The organism is Actinacidiphila paucisporea, from assembly GCF_900142575.1.
Taxonomy (GTDB): domain Bacteria; phylum Actinomycetota; class Actinomycetes; order Streptomycetales; family Streptomycetaceae; genus Actinacidiphila; species Actinacidiphila paucisporea.
In genome coordinates this window covers 60260-79117 of the sequence record NZ_FRBI01000004.1, presented here as the reverse complement: position 1 = coordinate 79117, position 18858 = coordinate 60260, and the positions used below count along the sequence as shown (strand labels likewise).

The window sequence follows — 18858 nt, the reverse complement described above, 5'->3', positions numbered from 1 at the left end:
GAATAAGCTGTGCGGGACGAGCAGGTCCCGGGGGATGTACCGGCCCCCTGGACCCGTCCCGGAGCGAGTCGCCACCTCGGCCACGATTCCGGCTACCGCAAGGCGCCACCGCGTCCGCACCGCCCGAATTCTGGAATCCAGCCGGGCGTCCGACGCAGGGCCAAGGCCGCGTAGGGCGCATCCGGTCGACGCGACGCTAAGGAGTGCGCGGTGTCACGAGATCAGCTCAAGCGCAAAGAGACAGCGGCGGAGCACAGCGGCGAGTCCGCGGCGCTCATGGACGACGAGGGTCCCCTGGACACCTGGTCCCGGTGCGCCCCGATCCGGCTCGCGGGGTATGAGGACGATCTGAGCGAGACGCACATCCTGCGCAGTATCGACTAGGCGGTAGTGGTCACAGCCGCTGTCGACTTGTCGGCTCATCGCTCCATCGGCGAAAAGCGCCAGGCTTTCGCGGGCCGGGCGGGGGACATCCATCCGGGTGCCCCCGCCCGGCCCGCTGCCGTGCGGCGGCAGTTGGGCGCCGCGGCGGGCGGGCGGGCCGAATGAGACCTGCGCGACATCGCGGGTCCATCGCGCATGCGCGCCTCGGGGAGCGGGCATACGGGGGGCGACTTCACCGATCACCGAGGAGTACGACGATGCTGATGGCCCACCCGACGGTCCTGCGGAACCTGGTGGAGCGCTACGAGGCGCTTTCCGGCACCGAGAGCACGGACCCGCGCGTCGCGCAGCAACTGCGGGACACCGCCTACACGTTGTGCGTGACGACCGGCACCAGGGAGATCACCGCGGCGCTGGCGGCGGCCCGGTCCCGTCTCGACGGCGAGGATGCGGCGGCCGCCTGACGGATCGCCATGTCTTCCCCGCACTGCCCGATATGAATATCGGGCTGTAAGAATCGGGTGGCGAAAATAAACCCGTTGGGATGAAATCATCCGCCGGCATGACCTGATTTCCCCTCTGCGACGTTGTCACGGTGCGGGCATACGGCCCGTGTTGATGTCCGGAAGGCAGGAATCGTATGAACAGGCTCACCCGAAAGGGACTTGTCTCCGCGATGGTCGCCGGCGGGGTACTGGCCTCCGCGGGATATGCACAGGCCGATGCGGCCGCCGAAGGGGATGCCGCGGGTTCGCCGGGAGTCCTGTCGGGCAATTCGGTGCAGGTCCCCGTGCATGTGCCGGTGAATGTGTGTGGAAATACGATCAGTGTGGTCGGCCTGCTGAACGCGGTGTCGGGCAATGTGTGTGCGAACGCGTCGTCGGGGTCGTCGGCGGCCTCGCACGCGGCGCCCGGCAGGAATGGTTCGGCCCGCCCCGCCCGCCGCGCGGGCTCCGCGGCCGACGAGCCGGCGGCCTCGGGTACGGCGGGCAGCCGCTCGGGCGGCGGTGCGCTCGCCGCGGGCGACACGCGTGACTCGGGTGGTGTGCTGGCGGGCAACGGGCTGCGGCTGCCGCTCGACCTGCCGCTGAACGTGTCGGGCAACGGGGTGAGCGTGATCGGTGTCGGCAATCCGTCCAGCGGCAACACGGCGGTGAACGGCGAGACCCCGCCGCCCCCGCCGGCGCACACCCCGATCCCCGCGCCGCCCGGGCCCGAGCAGGTCTCGCCCGCCGAGGCGACGCCCGAAGCCCCGGCGCTGGCCCACACCGGGGCCGACGGCGTGGGCACGGCGGCCGCGGGCAGCCTGGCGATGCTGCTCGGCGGCACGGTGCTCTACCGCCGGGCCAGGGCGGCGGGCCGCCGCTGACCGGGGGCCCGGCCGCGGGCGGGTAGCCGGGCGGCGCTTGGGCGCCGGCCGCGCCACCCCCCGGTCGGACTCCGCCGCATACTGCCGCGGGCCCGCTCCCGCCCCCTATGGTCGGCGGTGGACGTCGGCGAAGGAGGGCTCAGCCATGGCACAGGAAGTCCGCGGGGTGGTCGCACCCGGCAAGGGCGAGCGGGTGCGGATCGAGACGGTGACGGTGCCTGATCCCGGCCCCGGCGAGGCGGTGGTGCGGGTCCAGGCGTGCGGGGTCTGCCACACCGATCTGCACTACCGGCAGGGCGGTATCGGCGACGACTTCCCGTATCTGCTCGGGCACGAGGCCGCGGGCCTGGTCGAGGAGGTCGGGGAGGGCGTCACCGACGTGGCGCCCGGCGACTTCGTGATCCTCAACTGGCGTGCGGTGTGCGGCCGGTGCCGGGCATGTCGGCGCGGGCGGCCCTGGTACTGCTTCGACACCCACAATGCCCGGCAGAAGATGACCACGGCCGCGGGCACCGCCCTGTCCCCCGCCCTGGGCATCGGCGCCTTCGCCGAGAAGACCCTGGTGGCGGCCGGGCAGTGCACCAAGGTCGACCCTTCGGTGTCGCCGTCGGTGGCCGGGCTGCTCGGCTGCGGGGTGATGGCCGGTATCGGGGCCGCGGTCAACACCGGCGCGGTCGGCCGCGGCGACTCGGTCGCGGTGATCGGCTGCGGAGGGGTGGGCAATGCGGCGGTCGCCGGGGCGCGGCTGGCCGGTGCCGCCCGGATCATCGCGGTGGACCTGGACGACCGCAAGCTCGCCGCCGCCTCGGCGCTGGGCGCCACCCACACCGTCAACTCCCGGGTCCAGGACCCCGTCGAGGCGATCCGCGAGCTGACCGGCGGGCACGGCGCCGACGTGGTGATCGAGGCGGTCGGCCGCCCGGAGACGTACGAGCAGGCCTTCTACGCCCGGGATCTGGCCGGCACCGTCGTCCTGGTCGGGGTGCCCACCCCGGAGATGCGGCTGGAGCTCCCGCTGCTCGACGTCTTCGGCCGCGGCGGCGCGCTCAAGTCGTCCTGGTACGGCGACTGCCTGCCGTCGCGCGACTTCCCGATGCTGATCGACCTGCACCTGCAGGGGCGCCTGGACCTGGGGGCGTTCGTCAGCGAGACCATCGCGCTGGACGAGATCGAGGACGCCTTCACGCGGATGCAGGCCGGTGACGTCCTGCGGTCCGTCGTGGTGATGTAGGGCCCGCGGCGGCGGGGAAGGGCCCGGGCGCGGCAGGCCGCCCGGGCCCTAGGGTGGATGCGCGCGCATCGAACGGGCGGCGCCTCAGCGTCGAGGTGCCGATCGGGTGCGCCCGCAAGGCATCGTGAAGACGTGATTCGAGGAGCCTGCAATGGCGTTGCCGCAAGGCACGCTCAGCCACCGCTACCGTGGCGAGCACCCCGTACGAACCCTCCTCTACCTCTTCCACCCCGACCGGCGGCGGGTCGCCGTGGCCGTCGCCGCCTTCTTCGGCAAGCACACGCCGGTGTGGCTGCTGCCGCTGATCACCGCCAACGTCGTCGACGTGGTCGTCCAGCACCGCCCGATATCCGTCCTGTGGTGGAATTCCGCGGTGCTGCTGGTGATCCTGGTGCTCAACCTGCCGCTGCACCTGACGTACGTCCGCTGCATGCAGGGCTCCATCCGCCGTACGGGCACCCGGTTGCGGACCGCGCTGTGCCACCGGATGCAGCAGCTGTCCATCGGCTACCACTCCCGGGTCAGCGCCGGTGTGCTGCAGGCCAAGGTGATCAGGGACGTCGAGGCGATCGAGACCGCCGCCCAGCAGACCGCGGACAACGGACTCGCCGCGATCGCCACGCTGACCGGCGGCCTGGTCGTGATCGGCGTCCAGGCGCCCGCCTTCCTGCCGGTCTACCTGGTCGTGGTGCCCGCGTCCGCCGTCCTGGTGGTCAGGCTGCGGCGGCGCCTGCGGGACCGCAACGAGTCCTTCCGCCAGCAGGTCGAGCAGCTGTCGTCGCGGGTCAACGAGATGACCGCGCTGATCCCCATCACCCGCGCCCACGGCCTGGAGAACACCGCGCTGCACCGGGTGGACCGCACGCTGGGCGAGGTGCTGCACGCCGGTCTGCGACTGGACCGGCTCAACGGCTGGTTCGGCTCGATCGCCTGGATCCTGCTCAACGCGATCGGCGTGGCGTGCCTGGCGGGCTCGGCGCTGGTGGCGTACTACGGCTGGCTGAGCGTCACGCCCGGCACCGTGGTGATGCTCAGCGCGTACTTCTCCAGCCTCACCGGCTCGGTCACCACGCTGCTGACCCTGACGCCGCAGATCGGCAAGGGGCTGGAGTCGGTCCGCTCGATCGGCGAGGTGCTGCAGGCGCCGGACCTGGAGCAGAACGACGGCAAGGCGCCGGTGTCCGGGGTGGTCGGGCGGTTCGAGTTCCGCGGTGTCGGCCACACCTATCCCGAAGCGGACCGGCCCTCGGTCGCCGGCTTCGACCTGGACGTGCGGCCCGGCGAGACGATCGCGCTGGTCGGCGGCTCGGGCGCCGGCAAGTCCACCGTGCTCAACCTGGTGATCGGCTTCCTGCGGCCGACCGAGGGCAGCATCCTGCTCGACGGTGTCGACATGGAGACACTGGACCTGCGCGACTACCGCAGCTGGCTGTCGGTGGTGCCGCAGGAGTCGATCCTGTTCGAGGGCAGCATCGGTGAGAACGTCACCTACGGCATGGACGACGTCCCCGAGGAGCGGGTGCGGGCGGCGCTGCGGGACGCCAACGCGCTGGAGTTCATCGACCGGCTGCCGCACGGCCTTGACACGGTCGTCGGCGAGCGCGGCGCCCGGCTGTCCGGCGGGCAGAAGCAGCGCCTCGCCATCGCCAGGGCGCTGATCCGCGACCCCCGGGTGCTGATCCTGGACGAGGCCACCTCGGCGCTGGACTCGCGCTCCGAGGCCCTGGTGCAGCAGGCGCTCACCCGGCTGGTGCGCGGCCGCACGGTCTTCGTGGTGGCGCACCGGCTGTCGACCATCAGGAACGCCGACCGGATCGTGGTGCTGGACGAGGGCCGGATCGCGGAGATCGGCTCCCACGAGGAACTGCTGCGCGGCGGCGGTGCCTACGCCGGCCTGCAGGCCGCCCAGCTGGCCTGAGCCGGGCCGCGCCGGGGGCCCCGGCCCCGCGGGGCCCCCGGTCGCGGCGCGCGGGCTCAGCCGCCGAGTGCGGCGCCGACGATCCGCTGCGCCTCCTGCTGCACCTCGGCGAGGTGGTCGGCGCCGTGGAAGGACTCGGCGTAGATCTTGTAGACGTCCTCGGTGCCCGAAGGGCGGGCGGCGAACCAGGCGTTCTCGGTGCACACCTTGATTCCCCCCAGCGCCGCGCCGTTGCCGGGCGCCTCGGTGAGCACCGCGGTGACCGGCTCGCCCGCCAGCTCCCTGGCCGGGACCTGGTCGGCCGACAGCTTCGCCAGTACGGCCTTCTGCCGGCGGTCGGCGGGCGCGTCGATCCTGGCGTAGGCGGGCGAGCCGAACCGCCCCGTCAGGTCGGCGTAGTGCTCGGACGGCGTGCGCCCGGTGACCGCGGTGATCTCGGCGGCGAGCAGCGCCAGCAGGATGCCGTCCTTGTCGGTGGTCCAGGCACTGCCGTCGCGCCGCAGGAAGGACGCGCCGGCCGACTCCTCGCCGCCGAAGGCCAGGGTGCCGCCGCGCAGCCCGTCGACGAACCACTTGAAGCCGACCGGCACTTCGGTGAGCGGCCGGCCGAGGTCGGCGACGACCTTGTCGATCATCGAGGACGACACCAGGGTCTTGCCGATGGCCAGCTCGGGGCCCCACTGCTCGCGGTGCCCGGAGAGGTAGGAGATGGCCACCGCGAGGTAGTGGTTGGGGTTCATCAGCCCGCCGTCCGGGGTGACGATGCCGTGCCGGTCGGCGTCGGCGTCGTTGCCGGTGGCGATGGCGTACTCGTCCTTGCGGGCGATCAGCGAGGCCATCGCGTACGGCGACGAGCAGTCCATCCGGATCTTGCCGTCCCAGTCCAGCGTCATGAACCGCCAGGTGGGGTCGGCCTGCGGGTTGACCACCGTCAGGTCCAGGCCGTGCCTTTCGGCGATCCGGCCCCAGTAGTCGACGGAGGCGCCGCCCAGCGGGTCGGCGCCGATCGTGACGCCGGCCCGCCGCACCGCCACCAGGTCGAGCACGGACGGCAGGTCGTCCACGTAGCGGCCGAGGAAGTCGTAGCGTGAGGTGGTGGGTGCGGCCAGCGCCCGCGCATAGGCGATGCGGTGGACGCCCTTGAGGCCGTCGGTGATCAGCTGGTTGGCCCGGTCCTGGATCCAGGTGGTCGCGTCGGAGGCGGCGGGGCCGCCGCTCGGCGGGTTGTACTTGAAGCCGCCGTCGCCCGGCGGGTTGTGCGACGGGGTGACGACGACGCCGTCCGCCAGGTTGGCGGTGCGGCCGTTGTTGAAGGTCAAGATGGCGTGCGAGACCGCGGGGGTCGGCGTCCAGCCGTCCTGCTCGTCGAGCAGCACCGTCACATCGTTGGCGGCGAAGACCTCCAGCGCGGTGACCCTGGCGGGTTCCGACAGCGCGTGGGTGTCGGCGCCGAGGAAGAGCGGGCCGGTGGTGCCCTGCTCGCTGCGGTAGTCGCAGATCGCCTGGCTGGTCGCGGCGATGTGGTCCTCGTTGAAGGCGGTGTCGAGCGACGAACCGCGGTGCCCCGACGTCCCGAACGCCACCCGCTGCCCGGGATCCGCCGGGTCGGGGTGCAGCGCGTAGTACGCCGTGATCAGGCGGGGTACGTCCACCAGGTCCTCCGGCCGGGCCGGTGTCCCGGCACGCTGGTGCGGCATCCACGTCTCCTTAGCTACGGCTTGCGTCGGGCCTGACCATTGTTATCCGCCGCCCGCCCGCACCGCAGCACCGCCCCTCCCGCGCGAGCCGCGACGGCGCCGCGGCCTGCCGGCGGCCGGGAGACCATAGGGTGGCCGTATGACACCGGAGCAGCCCGCCGCGGGCGTACCGCTGGCATCCGCGACCGGCCGCTGGGTGCTGGCGTGCTCGGTGCTCGGGTCCGGGATGGCGCTGCTCGACGGCACCATCGTCAACATCGCGCTCCCGCGCATCGGCGAGGATCTGGGCGCCACCCTCGCCGACCTCCAGTGGACCGTGAACGGCTACCTGCTGACGCTGGCGGGGCTGATCCTGCTCGGCGGCGGCCTCGGCGACCGCTACGGGCGCCGCAAGGTCTTCGTCATCGGCGTGGTGTGGTTCGCGCTGGCCTCCGCGGCGTGCGGGGCCGCGCCGGACAGCGGGGTACTGATCGCCGCCCGCGCCCTGCAGGGGGTGGGCGGCGCGCTGCTGACGCCGGGTTCGCTGGCGCTGGTGCAGTCGTCCTTCCGGCCCGAGGACCGGGCCAAGGCGGTCGGCGCCTGGTCGGGGCTCGGCGGGGTGGCCGGCGCGGTCGGGCCCTTCCTGGGCGGCTACCTGGTGGACGGCCCGGGCTGGCGGTGGATCTTCCTGGTCAACCTGCCGCTGGCCGCGGTGGTGGTGGCGATCGCGGTCCGCCACGTGCCCGAGAGCCGCGACCGTACGGCGTCCGGCAGTTTCGACGTGCGGGGCGCCGCGCTGGCCGCGCTGTGCCTGGCCGGCGTCACCTACGCGCTGATCACCGCGGGCGGCCACCCGTCGTGGCCGTCGATCGTGGTGCCCGCGGCGGCGGGTGTGGCGTGCGGGGTCGCCTTCGTGCGGACCGAGCGCGGCCGCGAGCACCCGATGCTGCCGCTGTCGGTCTTCTCCTCCCGCCTGTTCACCTCGATGAACGTGGTGACGCTGTGTCTGTACGCGGCGATCGGCGGGGTGTTCTTCGTGCTGCCCGTGCAGCTGCAGATCGCCGCCGGCTACAGCGCGCTGCGGGCCGGGCTGGCGACGCTGCCGGTGACCGTGCTGATGCTGCTGCTGTCGGCGCCGGCCGGCGCGCTGGCCCAGCGGATCGGACCGCGGCTGCCGCTGACGGTGGGTCCGCTGGTGACCGCGGCCGGCCTGCTGCTGCTCACCCGGCTCGGCCCCGGCTCGTCGTCGTACGTGGCCGACGTGCTGCCCGCGGTGGTGGTGCAGGGCCTGGGGATGAGCATGTTCGTGGCGCCGCTGACGGCCACCGTGCTGGCGTCGGTGCAGGTCGACCACGCCGGCGTCGCCAGCGGTGTGAACAACGCGGCGGCCCGGGTGGCGCAACTGCTGATCGTGGCCGCGCTGCCGCTGCTGGTGGGCCTGTCGGACCAGGCGTACCGCTCGCCGCACAGGGTGGACTCGGCCTTCGGCTCGTCGATGTACCTCTGCGCGGGCCTGTGCGGGCTGGCGGCGCTGCTGGCCTTCGCGCTGGTGCCGACCGGGGCGTTGCAGGAGGTGGGGGCGCCTGCCGCGCCCCAGCCGGAGTGCCGGGCGCACTGCGGCCTGTCCGCCCCGCCGCTGGAGCCGGGCCCGGGCGGCGCGACCCGGCGGTGACGGCCGGTCAGCTCCCGTCTTCCTCGGGTGGGGGCGCGGGCTGCGGCTCGGTCAGCAGCTCCTCCAGTACGGGCAGCGCCGCCAGCAGCGTGTCGAGCCGGCCGGGGTCGAGCCGGGCCATCCTGCGGGCGAGCAGCTCGGAGCGCTCGCGGCGGATGCGGCCGAGCAGGTCGGCGCCCTCGGCGGTGGTGCTGACCAGCCAGGAGCGGCCGTCGGAGGGGTCGGGCTGCTTGGCGACCAGGCCTGCGGCGATCAGCGGCGCCATCGTACGGGTCAGCGAGGGGGCGGCGACCTGCTCCTGGGCGGCCAGCTCACCGATCCGCAAGGGGCCGTGCTCCAGGGTCCTGGCCAGCGCGGACAGCTGGGCGTAGGTGAGGTTGAGGTCGTCGCCCGAGGCCTGCGCGAGCTGCCGGTAGAGCCGGGCGATGACCAGCCGCAGCCGGGAGACGGCAGCGGAGGAGGGCGCCCCGCGCCCGTCGGTGTCGGTCATGGCGGGGGCGCCTCCTGGGTCGTACCGCGGTCAGCTGTCCGTGCTGGTGCGGCGACTGCGGATCAGCGACGCGCCTGCTGCGACCAAGGACATCACGATCGCCAGTGCGAACACCACGACCAGGCCGTCGTGGAAGGGACCCGAGATCAGGTGTGGGAAGAACTCCCGGCCGGTCAGGGTGTGCGCGTTGGCCGCGGGGAGCTTGCCGAGCAGGTCGGGGCCGAGCAGTTGCTGGATGGGGTTGTAGCCGAGGAAGGCCGCGAAGAGGGTGCCGACCGGGGGCAGGTTCGCCACCGCGTGGGCGTTGGCCGCGGGGACGCCCTGGCCCGTCAGGCCGGTGCTGAGGGTGTTCGGCAGCGAGCGGGCGAGGCCGGCGACCATCAGCGAGAAGAACACGCCGATGGACAGCACCATGCCGGCGTTCTGGAACGTGGCGCGCATGCCGGAGGCGGCGCCGCGGGACTCCGCGGGCACGCTGGCCATGATGATCGAGGTGTTGGGAGCGGCGAACAGGCCGCCGCCCAGGCCGTTGAGGAATACCACCAGCGCGAAGACCCAGTAGCTGAAGTCGGTGGGGATCAGCAGCAGCCCGGCGAAGGAGCCGGCCATCACCACGAAGCCGGAGGCGGCGAACAGCCGGGCGCCGTAGCGGTCGGACAGCGCGCCCGCGACGGGCCCGGCGGCCAGGAAGCCGACGGTGAGCGGCAGCAGGTAGATGCCGGCCCACAGCGGGGTGTCGGCGTAGTTGTAGCCGTGCAGCGGCAGCCAGATGCCCTGCAGCCAGATGATCAGCATGAACTGCAGGCCGCCGCGGGCGATGGAGCCCAGCAGGGTGGCCGCGTTGCCGCCGGCGAAGGCCGCGTTGCGGAACAGCTTGAGCGGGAACATCGGCTCCGCGACCGCGTTCTCGATCAGGCAGAAGGCCACCAGCATCGCGACGCCGCCGATGAGCCCGGCGAGCACCCAGGGGTTGGTCCAGCCCATGGTGTGGCCGCCGTAGGGCTGGATGCCGTAGGTGATGCCGGCCAGCAGCGCGGTCAGGCCGACCGCGAAGGAGATGTTGCCCCACCAGTCCATCTTCGCCGGGCGGCGCATCCCGGTCTCGTGCAGCGAGCGGTAGGCCCACACGGTGCCGATCAGGCCGATCGGCACGTTGACCCAGAAGATGGAGCGCCAGTTCCACTCGGCGAGCAGGCCGCCGAGGACCAGGCCGATGAAGGAGCCGGCGATACCGGCCACCATGTTCACGCCGAGGGCCATGCCGCGCTGGCGGGCCGGGAAGGCGTCGGTGATGATCGCCGCCGAGTTGGCCATCAGCATGGATCCGCCGACCGCCTGGGCGACCCGCCAGCCGATCAGCCAGAGCGCTCCGCCGCCGCCGTGCATCGGGTCGACGGAGAGGATCACCGAGGTGACGGTGAAGATCAGGAAGCCGGCGTTGTAGATCTTGACCCGGCCCAGGATGTCGCCGAGCCGGCCGAGGGTGACCACCAGGACCGCGGTGACCAGCATGTAGCCCATCAGCATCCACAGCAGATAGCTGACGTTCCCGGGCTGGAGCGGATCGAGCCTGATGCCGTTGAAGATCGCGGGCAGCGAGATCAGCACGATCGAGGAGTTGATCGTGGCGATGAGCATGCCGAGGGTGGTGTTGGACAGTGCCACCCACTTGTAGTGCGGATGGTCGGCCGCGATACGCGGTGGCCGCCGCTGTATTCGCTTGGTCGCGTCTTCGGTCGCCATCAGGCCCTTCACACCCCGCCCGGGTCAGTTACTTAACTTAGGTTAAGTAATTCTAGCATCGGGCTGCTCCGGCTGCTGCTGCGCCCGCTCGGCTCAGTCGCGGCGGCGCAGCAGGATGCCGCGCAGGAAGGCGGCCTGGCCGGCGTGCTGGAGGTCGTCGGAGATCACGCTGACCAGCCGCACCCCGAGGGTGACCGGCGGGTTCCACCGGCGGTCCACCACCGTGTCGAGGTCGGCGTCGGTGAGCGTGCGCAGGTAGCGGAGCGTCTGCTCGTGCACCGCGTCGTAGTAGCCGGTGAGCAGTTCCGCGGAGCCGACCCTGACCTCGGCGACCTGGTCGGGGCTGTGGCCGTAGCCGATGTCGGCGGCGTCGAAGGGCAGGCCGAAGCGCTGCTCCCAGCCGTCCTCGGTCCAGGTCTGCGGGCGGCCGGCGACGGCGGCGACATGGTCGTCGTGGACCCGGGTGAGGTGCCAGACCAGCCAGCCGACGGAGTTCGCCGCCGGGTCGAGGCGGTCGGCCAACTCGTCGGCGGTCAGACCCTCGACGGCGTCGTGGACGACCTCCTTGATCCTGCCGAAGGCGTCGGCCAGCAGTTCAGCGGTGTTCATCGGGGCTCCTCGCGAGGACGGGCGGCGCCGCCGCGGCGGTCCCGCGGCGGCCTGATGATCCGATACTCGCCGATCACCGCCGCGGGAGCGCGCGATTTGCACCGGCCCCGGGCGGGTCGCGTGACCCGCCCGGGGCCGGACACCCGCGGGGTGGCGTTCCGTCAGGCCGTCGGGCGCCGGTCCGGTCCGGCCCCGCGGCGCCGCCGTCCGGTCAGGACGGCAGCGTCCACTGCTGGTTGGTTCCGCCCGCGCAGGTCCAGATCTGCAGCCGGGTGCCGTTGGCCGAGCTGGGGCCGGTGGCGTCCAGGCACTTGCCCGACTGCGGGTTCATCAGCGTGTTGCCGGTGCCCTTCTGCCAGACCTGGGAGCCGGTGCCGTTGCAGTCGTAGATCTGCACGACGGTGCCGTTGGCGGTGCCGGCCGCCGCGACGTCCATGCACTTGCCGAGCGCCTGCAGGGTGCCGCCGGCGCCGACGGTCCAGTTCTGCGCGGTGGTGCCGTTGCAGTCGTAGAGCTGGACGGCGGTGCCGTTCGCGGTGCCGGCCGACGCGATGTCCACGCACTTGTTGGCGTAGCCGGAGTGGATCGGCCCGCCGCCGCCGGTCGGCGGCGGGATGGTGGCGCCGCCGGTGATGGCGTTGAAGATGCTGGAGAACTGCCAGGCGGACTGCGAGGTGCCGCTGCAGCCGCTCTGGGCGGAGCCGCCGTTGGTGGCGCAGGCCTTGTCGCGGCCGAGCGCCCAGAAGGACAGCTCCTGGATGCCGTTGGACTTGGCGAAGTTCTCCACGTCCTGGGCGTCGGAGGTGGAGAAGACCTCGCTGGAGGTGTCGTTGACGCCGATCATCGGGGTGTTGCCCTCCATCGCCCACAGCTGGGCGGAGGACTTGGTGGTCCAGATCTGGCCGAGCTGGGTGTGCAGGGCCTGCGCCGCGCTGATGGCGGCGTTGCCCATGTCCATCGCGGACCCGTAGTCCATCGTCATGATGTTGACGAGGTTGACGGTCAGGTTGTGGCTCTTGGCGTTGTTCAGCAGGCTCAGGGAGTTGGACTCCAGGCCGGTGGGGTTGACCGGCAGGGTGTACTGCACGTCCAGGCGCTTGCCCTGGGCGGCGTACTGCTGCTGGAGGTCGGCGAGCGCGGTGTTGCGGCGGTCGTTGGCGGCGGTGTTGCTGAGCGCGCTGCCCTCGATGTCGAAGTCGACCCTGGTCAGGTTGAGCCCGTCGATGACCCGCTTGTACTGCGCCTCCAGCGTGGAGACCGACGTACAGGCCAGGGCCTCCTCGGTGCCCGAGGCGCCGCCGAAGGACGCGATGACGTCGCCGCCGCCGGACCGCAGGCTGTTGATGGCCGAGGTCCAGCTCGCATCGGTGATGGAGGTGTCGCCGTTGAAGGTGGCGTTGCAGCCGCCGCCGTCGATGACGAAGGCGAGGGTGAAGTACTTGATGCCGGTGGCGTTCTTGGCGTTGGTCAGCGCCGACGGCGAATTCCACACCTCGGCGTAGGGCGCGGCGTATTGCGCGGGGAAGCCGGGGCCCGGGTTCGCCGCGGCGTGTGCGGGGGCGCCGGTGGCGAGCAGGAGGCCGGCGGCCAGGGTGGGCACTGCGGTGAGGGCGCCGAGCGTCTTCAGCGCGATGCGCGGTCTTTGCATGGGGGGAGGCCTTCCGATAGCGGACAGCCCGGTCCGTTGATTCAGATGAATGAACGGTGGACGCCGACCTGAATGTCGGCGCATCGGTGACCGTAGGACTAGACCAATGCGCCGTCAAGCCCCCACGTACATCACCTGAATACAATCCCGGCGGCCTCACGGCCCGTCACCGGCGCAGCGCGGTGCCCGCGTTCAGGTGTCGAACGCGGGCACCGCCTCTGGCCTGCGGCCCTAGCTGGCGTTGATGGTGAAGGTGGTCGTGGTGTTCTGGATGTCCACCGCGTTGTCACTCTCGTGCAGCCCGTTGATCGTCACGGAGCCGACCGCCGGGCCCTGCCCGGGCTCCGGCTGCGGGTTGGCCCACAGTCCGAATCCCGACTTGGCGTCGAAGGCGTCGCCGCTCTTGTGGGCGCCGGTCACCGACAGGTTGGTGAAGACCGTGTCGCTGATCGGGTTGAGCGAGGTGCTGCCGTTCCACTTGGTCTGGAACATCACACCGGAGTACGTCGGGTCGGTGATGTCGATGTTGTTCAGCCGCAGCCCCTGCAGCTTGAACTCCGCCGAGAAGATCCACAGCGCGGGGAAGGCCTGCTGTCCCCAGAAGTGACCGCCGTCCCTGGCCAGCGAGATGTTGGAGAAGGTGGTCTGCGGTGTGGACTCGAAGCCGAGCGCCGGGATGCCGCCGAACTGCAGCGACCCGATGGTGATGCCCGGGTAGGTGAGGCTGTCGGCGATGTAGAGGTTGCTGAAGGTGTTGCCGCCGCCGCCGTAGACCGCGAGGCCCGCCGCCCGCCAGACGTTCTTCACCGTCAGGTTCTGGAAGGTGTTGTTGACCTCCTGCTCGTTGGTGTGGTCGGTCGCCGGGAAGAGCGCGAAGCTGTCGTCGCCGGTGGACCTGGCCTCGATGTTGCTGACCGTGTTGCCGCTCGACCCGTTGGTCAGGTTGACGCCGTCGGCGAAGGTGTCCCTGATCCGCAGGTTGCTGATGGTCGAGTTGTCGACGTTGGTGCCCCAGACACCGACGATGGTGTGCTCGATCCACACGTTGTCGATGGTCATACCGGTCACGCCGGTCAGATCCCAGGGCTTGCCGGGGCCGTCGATGCGGCTGGTGTAGTTGCCGAAGAAGCCGAAGCCGCTGAACTTCGTGCCGCTGGCGGAGGCCAGGAAGCCGGCGTCGGTGTTCTCCTGCCCGGTGGGCGTGAAGAAGCGGGTGAACCAGGGGCCGGCGCCGAGCACGTTGATGGCGCGGCCGTACACGTTGAACTTGCTGGAGGTCTGGTAGTCGCCGGCGGGCAGGTAGACGCCGAGCTTGGTGGTGTCCTGCCGTGCGGTGTCCAGCGCGTTCTGCACGTCCTGCTGGGTGAAGCCGGCCGGCACGACGTACTTCGTCGGGTCCGGGTTGGCGATCGCGGTCGCCTGCTCCAGGTCGATCGAGTCGATGTTGTAGTAGGCCGCGGAGTTCGCCGCGTCCTTCTGCAGCCGGATCTTGTGGCCGGCCGGGACGGTGGTCCCGAGCAGCACGTTGGCCTCGTCGTAGATGTGCCGCGGGGCGCCGGAGCCGGGCGAATTGCCGGGGCTGGCCTCGTCGCCGTACAGCCACTCGTACTTCGAGGTCAGGCTGATGGTCTTCAGGAAGGTGCCGTCGACGTAGATGTCCAGCGTCGTCGAGTCGGTGCCGTCCGGGATGTTGAAGCGGGTTACCAGCGTGTTGGTGCTGTTCAGCGTGGTGATCTCGACCGAGGCGCCGTTGCTCGCCAGGTGCACGGCCTTGCGGCCGGACGCCTCGCCCGCGGGGTCGCCGATGGTGCGGTTCGGCCCGAGCACCGTCGCGCCGCCGGCCAGCACACCGGACTCGGCCTCGTAGCTGTCGTAGGGCATGTTGGCACCGCGGCCCACGAACAGCGACTGCGTGCTGGTGTTGTTGGCCTGCTTGACCGACAGCTCGTTGGCGTCGGCGGCGATCACGGTCTTGACCGTGTACTTGCCGTTGACGGCCGTCCAGCTGCCCAGGCTGACCGGGCTGGTGGTGGCCCCGGCCGCGATCGCGCCGCTGTAGGAGCCGGTGAGCGTCTTGACGACGCTGCCGGTGGTCGCGTCAGCGACGGTCAGGGTGACGTTGTGCGCGCCGGAGGCGGCCGCGACGGTGCCCTGGTTCTTGATGGCGACCGAGAAGGCGACGTTGTTGCCCGCCGACGGGTTGCCCGGCGACCAGGCCACCGGGGAGGCGACCAGGTCGGAGGTGTCGACCGGCTTGACCACCAGGGCGGTCGGGTTGGTGTAGGAGTTGTTGGTCTCGTTCTGCTCGACGACCGTGTTGGCCTCGTCCACCTTGGCGGTCAGCTGGTAGCTGGCCGCGTCCTTGGCCCCGATGTTGGCCGTCACGACGCTGCTCGCGCCGGCCGCCAGGGCGCCGACGTTCGCGGTGCCGACCTTGACGGTGCCGAGGTAGAAGTTGACGTTGCTGGCCGGCGAGGCGTTGGTGCCGGCGTTCTTCACCGTCGCGCTGAGCGTGATCGGGTCGGTCTCCACCGGGGCGGCGGGCGACGCGGTCAGCCCGGTCACGGTGAGGTCCGGGTTCGGGCCGGGGACGCCGATGACCTGGAATTCTGCGGCCTGGCCGCCGCCGGCGCCGGAGTTGCTGCTGAAGACCAGCCGGGCGTCGGCGATCCGCGAGGTGACCGGGATGGTCACCGAGTTGCCGGAGGCCGGGTCGAAGGAGTAGCTCTTGGGCGCGACCAGCTGGGTGAAGCCCGTGGCGCTCTGCTCGCGTCCCTGGACCTCGATGGTCTGGGTGCGCGGGCCCCACGCGCTGCTGGGGTTGAGCTTGACCACGACCGAGCTGGTGTCGACGTTGGAGCCCAGCGAGACGGTCAGCGAGCTGGTGCCGGCGCCCTCCCAGTAGGTGGTCAGGTCGTCGTCGTCGGCGTTGGCCGCGACGAAGTTCTGCACGGTGGAGGTGGCGGTGATCGGCTTGCCGACCGCCTGGTTGGTGCCGCCGGGGGGCGGGGTGGTGCCGTTGCGGGTCACCGTGTTGCTGTTGCCCGACTCGTTGCCGGCCGCGTCGATCGCGCGCACGAAGTAGGCGACCGTGGCGGAGTCCGGCTGGCTGTCGGTGTAGGTCAGCGTGCTGCCGCCGGTGGTGGCGACCTTGCTGCCGTTCGCGAAGACCTCGTAGCCGGTGACGGCCGTGTTGTCGCTTGAGGCGCTCCAGGTCAGTTTGACCTGGCCGGAGGCGGGCTGGGTGTAGGCGAGGCTGCCGGGCGCGGTGGGCGCCTGGGTGTCGCCGGAGGTGCCGGTACGGGTGACGGTGTTGCTGTTCGCGGACTGGTTGCCCGCCGCGTCCTTGGCCCGTACGTAGTACGACACCGTCGCGGTGTCGGGCTGGCTGTCGGTGTAGGTCAGCACGTTGCCGGCGACCGAGGTGCGCAGCTGGCCGTTGGCGTAGACGTCGTAGCCCGTGACGCCGGTGTTGTCGGTCGCGGCGCTCCAGGTCAGCTTGATCTGGCCGGAGGCGGGCTGGGTGTACGCCAGGTTCGCCGGCGCCGAGGGGGCGGTGACGTCACCGGTGGCCGGGCCGTACACCTCGAACTCGGATATCTGGCCGGCCGGCCAGCCGGTGTTGCCGGTGATGTTCAGCCGGACGTACCGGGTGGTGGCGCTGTTGAAGGTGATCGTCACCGTGTTGCCGGTGGCCGGGTTGAAGGCGTAACCCGTGGACGCGACCAGGTCGTTGAAGGTCGTGCCGTCGGTGCTGCCCTGGACGGCGAGCGTCTGGGTACGGGTCGCCCACGCGGTGGCGGGCGGCAGCTTCAGCACCACCTGGTTGACCGGCACCGCGGAGCCCAGGTCGACCCTGAGCCACTGCGGGAAGGCGTTGTTGGCGCTCTCCCAGTAGGAGTTGGCGTTGCCGTCGACCGCGTTGCCCGAGCCGTAGACGTCGGCGTGGCTGGACTCGGCGGTGGGCTTGCCCGCGGCGAGGTTGACGGTGGCGGCCGCGGCGGCCTGTGCGGTCATCTCGGAGAGCTGCGCGGTCTTGCCCGCGGTGTTCCCCGTCACGTCGGCACGCAGGTAGCGGGCCTTGGTGGCCGGGAAGCTGATCGTGACCGTGTTGTCCTTGGCCGGCGTGAAGGTATACGCCTTCGAGCCGACCACCGTGGAGAACAGCGTGCCGTCGTCGCTCGCCTGGAGCGACAGGGTCTCGGTGCGCGCGCTCCAGGAAGCCGGCACCTTGAGCTGCACCTTGTCGATCAGGGTGCTGCTGCCCAGGTTGACCTGCGCCCACTGGGGCAGGGCTTTGCCCGAACTCTCCCAGTAGGAGTTTCGGTCGCCGTCGTTGAGCCGGTCGGCGGTGTTCCCGCCGCTGGTGCTGCTGGCCGAGGCCGCCTTGCCCGCGGCAAGGTCCGGCACTCCCGCGGCCATGGCGGGCAGGGCGGAACCGCCCAGCAGCAGCAGGCTGGTGGCGACCACCCCCGCCATCAGCCGTGGGATCGAGCGCTTCGTTCTCATAACGTCCCTCTGTGTCGTGTGGGGAAGATCAGGGGAAGGGCGAGACGGGCTATTCGAAACGTGCGAGATCAGCATGTGAAGTTGCGCTCATCCCATGCAGATCCATCGTGGTTCTGCTCATTATTTGCGTGCGTGTTGGCAGAGTGTTACAGACGCGCTACGGCGGCGTCTACGCCTCGGAAGGCAACGATTCATGTGCGGGCAAAGGAAGTCGGCGCACCGGCCTACTTGAAGACGTCGCGGACCGCGGCGGACGAACGCCGGTAGAGCCCGATGTCGCCGAGCCGGCGCTTGACCAGGGCGAGCCGCGGGTAACGCTCCGTCGCCTCCCGGCCGGCCCTGTCCAGTTCCTCCACCAGCCGCTCGGAGCGCTTCTCCAGCCCCAGCTCGTCCAGGATGCGGTCCACCTCCGCCAGCAGGGCGCCGTGCAACTGCCACTGCCTGGGGTGCTCCTGGACGTTCCGCAGCAGCATGTCGGCGATGCGGTCCCGGCTCTCGGCGCTGTCGGCAAGCGCTTTCGTGAGCCGTTCCTCCGCGGTCTCCGCATTGGCCGAAACCTGACTGGTGATCAGCACCGCGAAGCTCTCGATGGCGTAGGCGATGTGGTCGAACAACTGCTCAAGCTGATCCGACACCTCGTCGGGGAAGAGAGGTTCGTCGGTGCGGTGCTTGGCGAGGTCGGTGAGCGTGCGGGACAGCACCCGCATCACCACCGCGCAGATCTCCAGGGTGTCGAGACCGGTCCGCAGCACGATCCGGGAGAGCGCTCCCTCGCGCACCCGGGGGTTCCACCGCAGGCTGTCCTCCGCCTGCCGCAGCGAGGCGTCCACCTCGGCGATGGCGTGGTCGACCCGGCGCGCCTCGTGCAGCCGGGCGGCGGCGCGCGAGACCGGGAGGTGCCCGGCGACCTCGCCGCCGATCTCCCGGAAGAGCCGGCCCATCCGGCGGGCCATCGACTCGATCGAGTCGCCCGCCGGCTGCACCCACACCGGCGGCGCGAGCAGGTTGAACAGCAGCCCGACACCGGCCCCGATGAGGGTCTCCCAGATCCGGTCCCAGGCGGTGTTGGCCACCCGGGTCACCCCGAGGACCAGCATCGCACTGATCGCCACCTCGATCTCGAACTCTCCAGCCCGCACGAACCGGCCAATGAGCAGCGAGGTCAGGATGATCAGGCCCAGGCTCCACCAGCTCAGGCCCACCAGCGCGCTGAAGCCGATGGCGATCAGCACGCCGGCGACCACCGCGTTGACCCGGCTGATGCCGGTGGTGAGCGTCGAGTACAGCGTCACCTGGACCACCAGCAGCGCGGTGAGCGGCGCCGTCAGGGGGGCCGGGTTCGGCAGCAGCCACACGGCGACGACATAGGAGATAACGGACGCGGCGGTGGACCTCAGCACCTGGGCGGAAGCGGGCTCCGCCGACCACCGCACGAGCTTGACCATGGGTTCTGGAACGTCGGGCATCCCATGACCTTTCCCGCTCCGGGCGATCTCACTGGCCCGGCACAGCCTAGGCACGAGGGAGGGGATCAGGGCCGTACGGCGCGTCGCGGCGCGGCGGGTTCACACCCCCGGCGCCACGGGCCCGGGCGGGGCGGACGGCGTGT

At 71.2% G+C, this 18858-nt stretch carries 13 protein-coding genes; 6 read left to right on the top strand and 7 right to left on the bottom strand.

The features are described 5' to 3' along the window. Positions 1-210 precede the first annotated feature (210 nt). The 5 genes from BUE44_RS37815 (at position 211) to BUE44_RS08310 (ending at position 4902) form a co-directional block, all read left to right on the top strand. Positions 211-384, top strand: a complete 174-nt coding sequence (locus tag BUE44_RS37815; RefSeq protein ID WP_200804370.1) for a hypothetical protein — start codon at positions 211-213, stop codon at positions 382-384. Between the two features lie 257 nt (positions 385-641). Beyond that, positions 642-848 (top strand): DUF5133 domain-containing protein, encoded by a 207-nt coding sequence (locus BUE44_RS08325; RefSeq protein WP_073495611.1) that lies wholly within the window; start codon positions 642-644, stop codon positions 846-848. 176 nt (positions 849-1024) lie between these two features. Further along, on the top strand, positions 1025-1753 hold the full coding sequence (locus BUE44_RS08320) for a chaplin (RefSeq protein WP_073495609.1): 729 nt from the start codon (positions 1025-1027) through the stop codon (positions 1751-1753). A 145-nt stretch (positions 1754-1898) separates the two neighbouring features. Then, complete coding sequence (locus BUE44_RS08315; protein WP_073495606.1) at positions 1899-2984, top strand: S-(hydroxymethyl)mycothiol dehydrogenase; 1086 nt, start codon at positions 1899-1901, stop codon at positions 2982-2984. 151 nt (positions 2985-3135) lie between these two features. Then, complete coding sequence (locus BUE44_RS08310) at positions 3136-4902, top strand: ABC transporter ATP-binding protein (RefSeq protein WP_073495603.1); 1767 nt, start codon at positions 3136-3138, stop codon at positions 4900-4902. A 56-nt stretch (positions 4903-4958) separates the two neighbouring features. Here BUE44_RS08310 and pgm read toward each other — a convergent pair whose 3' ends face one another. Beyond that, positions 4959-6599: a phosphoglucomutase (alpha-D-glucose-1,6-bisphosphate-dependent) gene (gene pgm, locus BUE44_RS08305; RefSeq protein WP_073495600.1), complete on the bottom strand. Its 1641-nt coding sequence runs from the start codon at positions 6597-6599 to the stop codon at positions 4959-4961. A gap of 139 nt (positions 6600-6738) precedes the next feature. Between pgm and BUE44_RS08300 the strand changes: the two genes are divergently transcribed. After that, positions 6739-8250, top strand: a complete 1512-nt coding sequence (locus BUE44_RS08300) for an MFS transporter (RefSeq protein ID WP_073495598.1) — start codon at positions 6739-6741, stop codon at positions 8248-8250. 7 nt (positions 8251-8257) lie between these two features. On the opposite strand, the gene BUE44_RS08295 is transcribed toward BUE44_RS08300, so the two are convergent. The 6 genes from BUE44_RS08295 to BUE44_RS08270 form a co-directional block, all read right to left on the bottom strand. Beyond that, positions 8258-8740 (bottom strand): MarR family winged helix-turn-helix transcriptional regulator, encoded by a 483-nt coding sequence (locus BUE44_RS08295; RefSeq protein WP_073495595.1) that lies wholly within the window; start codon positions 8738-8740, stop codon positions 8258-8260. Positions 8741-8770: 30 nt separating this feature from the next. Beyond that, positions 8771-10483 (bottom strand): MFS transporter, encoded by a 1713-nt coding sequence (locus BUE44_RS08290; RefSeq protein ID WP_079189619.1) that lies wholly within the window; start codon positions 10481-10483, stop codon positions 8771-8773. A 93-nt stretch (positions 10484-10576) separates the two neighbouring features. Continuing rightward, the gene (locus tag BUE44_RS08285) at positions 10577-11092 is read right to left on the bottom strand and encodes a mycothiol transferase (RefSeq protein WP_073495592.1); all 516 of its coding nucleotides are present in this window, start codon (positions 11090-11092) and stop codon (positions 10577-10579) included. Positions 11093-11303: 211 nt separating this feature from the next. Further along, entirely contained in the window at positions 11304-12740 is a 1437-nt protein-coding gene (locus BUE44_RS08280) for a chitinase (protein WP_073495590.1), read from the bottom strand. Between the two features lie 231 nt (positions 12741-12971). Next, positions 12972-17249 carry a discoidin domain-containing protein gene (locus BUE44_RS08275; RefSeq protein ID WP_107415653.1) on the bottom strand — a complete coding sequence of 1426 codons (4278 nt, stop codon included), beginning with the start codon at positions 17247-17249 and terminating at the stop codon, positions 12972-12974. Between the two features lie 224 nt (positions 17250-17473). Next, on the bottom strand, positions 17474-18715 hold the full coding sequence (locus BUE44_RS08270) for an FUSC family protein (RefSeq protein WP_073495587.1): 1242 nt from the start codon (positions 18713-18715) through the stop codon (positions 17474-17476). Positions 18716-18858: the final 143 nt, after the last annotated feature.